Origin of the sequence: Cysteiniphilum litorale (assembly GCF_003428165.1) — a bacterium.
Taxonomy (GTDB): domain Bacteria; phylum Pseudomonadota; class Gammaproteobacteria; order Francisellales; family Francisellaceae; genus Caedibacter; species Caedibacter litoralis.
In genome coordinates, this window is record NZ_QLIQ01000089.1 from 1 (window position 1) to 3,587 (window position 3,587).

Genomic DNA, 3,587 nt, shown 5'->3' on the forward strand with positions numbered 1-3,587 from the left:
TGCGGATATTTTAACAGGCGGCTTATTAGGGTTAGCTGCGGGATATGCAACAGGTTCAGTAGGTGCAGGTATTGGTGTTGGTGCGGCAGCGACAGGAATTTCATGGGTTGCCAATCAGTTGGTTGAGGTTGAATGTAGATACCCCCCATGACGACGCATGTACAAATTATGAAGGAAGAATAAAAGTCATTGATCCAGCGCATCCATTATATCAAAAAAGCTTTGAAGTAATATCAAAAGGTAAGCATCGAATTTTTATAGATTGTAATGGCACTCAAGTGGCAGTAGGCATTAATTCAACAAATTTGGGTTATATAAATAAAGAACGAACTGGCAAATTATGTTTTAGCAGTGTAGATGATTTGGTTCTATTCGCAAAATCTATAGGAGTGATATGAGAATAGAACCAGTCGATGTTTTGACACATTTAAGTTGTCAAGACAAGCAAATATTTTTGAAGGCGGTAGAAACAATACTAAGTGAGGTAATAAATGATTACGGCAGAAAAAATACACAAAGTGCACTTGCAAAAACTAGCCATAATTTACGTTCGTCAATCAACTCAAAGTCAAATGATGAACAATAAGCACAGCCTAGAATTGCAGTATGCTTTGAAGAATAAAGCCATAGATTATGGGTGGGATGAAACGATGATTTTAATTATAGATACAGACCTAGGAGTTACTGGTTCTGGAAAGGTAAAACGAGAGGGGTTTCAGAATATGTTAATTAGAGTGACATCTGGAGAGGTTGGCATTGTCTTTGCATATGATGTTACACGTTTATCAAGAAACTGTGCTGACTGGTATGGTTTGCTTGATATTTGTGGATATAAAGGCTCCCTGATCGCTGATAGTGATGGTGTATACAATCCTATGGATATTAATGATAGATTATTACTTGGTCTTAAGGGGCAATTAGCAGAATTTGAGTTAAGAACTATTAGATCAAGAATGAATGATGGTTTAATGAACAAGATTAAAAAAGGTTTATTTTATCCCATTGCACCTGCTGGATTTATTAAGTCTCCTCTTGGGAAGCTTGAAATTGATCCGAACCAAGATGTGCAGAAAAACATTGAGCTTGTTTTTACAGTTTTTAGGAAATATAAAACAGTTTCAAAGGTGCTAACATATTTTAGAGAAAATAAACTCGATTTGGTTAGAAATACAAGTAATTACGGTATTGTATGGAAAGAAGCAACTAGCTCATCGTTACTTAGAATCATGAAAAATCCTGCATACGCAGGTATATATGCATATGGAAGAACAAAAGCACATAAAGATTTAAGTGTTCCATGTGGGGAGCGTAGATCGAAAATTTCAATAGAAAACTGTAAAGTTTATCTTGAAGATAACCATCAAGGTTATATTTCAAAAGATGAGTATTATAAAAACCAAGAGCAAATCAAGCAAAACTATGCTGAGTATATAAATCGACAATCCAATGGTGTTCCAAGAGCTGGTAATTCCTTATTACATGGTTTGCTTTATTGTGGTAAATGTGGTCATAAGATGTATGTTGTATATAAGAAAAAAAATTTTTATTATAGCTGTAATAGCGAACGAAGATCTAAAAGAAAAATTGTTTGTGAAGTGGTTACAGCTCCTGATATAGACAATGCGGTAACTGATGCTTTTATAGAGGCAATGAACCCAGTAAATATTGATGCATATAATGCTGCTATTCAATCTAGAAATGAATCTTATGATCAAACTAAAGACTTACTTAAAAAGCGTATAGAAAGAAGGGAGTATGAAGCTAGAGTAAGAGAGAAGCAGTATTCATCTGTGGATCCAGAAAACAGATTGGTCGCTTCTTCACTAGAAAGAAACTGGGAAATAGCATTGCAAGAAGTTGATGCAGCAAGGCAAGCGCTTAAAGATCATTCTGCTATATATGAACATGACTTACCTATTTCCCAATCCTTAAAAGAACTGTTTTCAGAGGTTGGTAAAAATATAGGTGCTATTTGGCATGATGGTAGTATTTTACCTATACAGCATAAGAAAGGTTTGCTAAGAACATTAATAGAAAAAATTAATATTAGCAGGAAAGTTCATGAATTATGCTTAATCCGAATTGTGTGGAAAAGCGGCCTTGTTTCTGAGATTCAGCAGCCAATCAAAATTAATAAGCTTGAAAACTTATCAACACATGAAAATTTTATGATCACGTTCAAAACTTTATATGATGAGGGTTATACTGATAAAGGAATTGCTGAAAAAATGACAAAATTAGGCTTTAGGGGAGCTGCTAGTTTTGTTGTTACCGAAGTTATGGTCAAAGGACTCAGGCGCAAGCTGAAAATGTATAATGATTCACGAGGAAAGGAAAAGAAAAAGTTAATTAAAGATGAGTATTTAACTGTTGCCGATATTATGAAAATTACTGGAAAAGGTCGAAGCTGGGTACACTATCATATATATGTAGGGAATATATCAGGCGTTAAAAGCAGTCAAAAACACAATATATATCTGTTTCCAAATAATGAAGAATTTGTAAGAACCGTAAAAAATTTAGGGAGATTAAATAATAATGAAAAAGTTGGACAAAAATAATAAAGGGGGTATTGACATATGTTCTCAGTTGAGAATATATATTTCTCAATGATCAGTGATATTCAGGTATCGGTTAGAGCTAAAGACGGTCAAGTCACCCAAACGACACAGGCGAATTTATCGCAAGGCAACCAAACGAATGTATCCCAAACACTGAATCAAAAATCAGACTGGTTAAGATACCGTACACGGATAGTGTCGGTTGCCAATCAAGTAAATTTAAAATTTGAGGAAGCTAAGCCGGAGTTACAGGCACAGATTGCCAAGCAGGTTAGTGGGATTTTAGGGGAATAAGCTTGACTAAACCTTTATTGTTAAAGCGTTTTACAGCAATTCGATACATTTGATGTAAATATTTAGTCGTGTTTTTTCGATACTTTAAGCCTCACAGGAGTTAAAAAACTCGAAGTTAAATCGATGGGTTCAATATGCAGGAAATAAAATTTATTGGGGAAAAAGTAAAGAATGACGAAAAGATGGAAAAAGGCAATACAGGCAAAAAGAGTGAAGAAACTAAAGAAGCTAAGGGAAATAGGTCAGTTCAAAAGACTCAGATAACAGGAAGCACTAAGCGGGTTGAAAGTGCTCAACAACCTGAGAAAACTGAGAAGAATAGAAGAGCGTTGATTTTTTATAGCGTGCTAGTCGGTTGTTTCTTTCCTTTTGTTGGCTTTGCTGAGAACAGTCAGGATAGTCCCTCGGTTGAGGCACAACTGGCAGAGTTAAAAGCAGAGGTTGCTTTACTTAAAGCAGATAGTGCCAAAAGCAAGGAAAGCAAGGTTAGTATTGAGGAAGACAATGAGAGCAATCAAAACAATCAAAACAGTAAAGGGGGTTATTACACCAGTGTCGTATTTGAGGATATAGATCAGGACGCCGAAGATGACTCAAACATTACCTTTCCAACGAATCGTGGTCAACTTCAAAACTTTTTGTTCTCCAATCTGCATGAGGGCGGTTTACCGTTTGGTAAGATGAATTCATCACAGTTTGGCTTAAATATATTGCAGCATCGCAATAAATACA

2 protein-coding genes and 1 pseudogene are annotated in these 3,587 nt (G+C 35.4%); all 3 read left to right on the forward strand.

The features are described from left to right. Positions 1–491 precede the first annotated feature (491 nt). Positions 492–2,561 (forward strand): recombinase family protein, encoded by a 2,070-nt coding sequence (locus tag DNJ75_RS14405; protein WP_117004133.1) that lies wholly within the window; start codon positions 492–494, stop codon positions 2,559–2,561. An 18-nt stretch (positions 2,562–2,579) separates the two neighbouring features. Beyond that, a complete protein-coding gene (gene traT, locus DNJ75_RS14410) occupies positions 2,580–2,855 on the forward strand; it encodes a complement resistance protein TraT (RefSeq protein ID WP_117004134.1) in 276 nt (91 codons plus the stop codon). Positions 2,856–2,989: 134 nt separating this feature from the next. Next, positions 2,990–3,587, forward strand: a pseudogene (locus DNJ75_RS14415) (hypothetical protein); the annotation flags it as partial.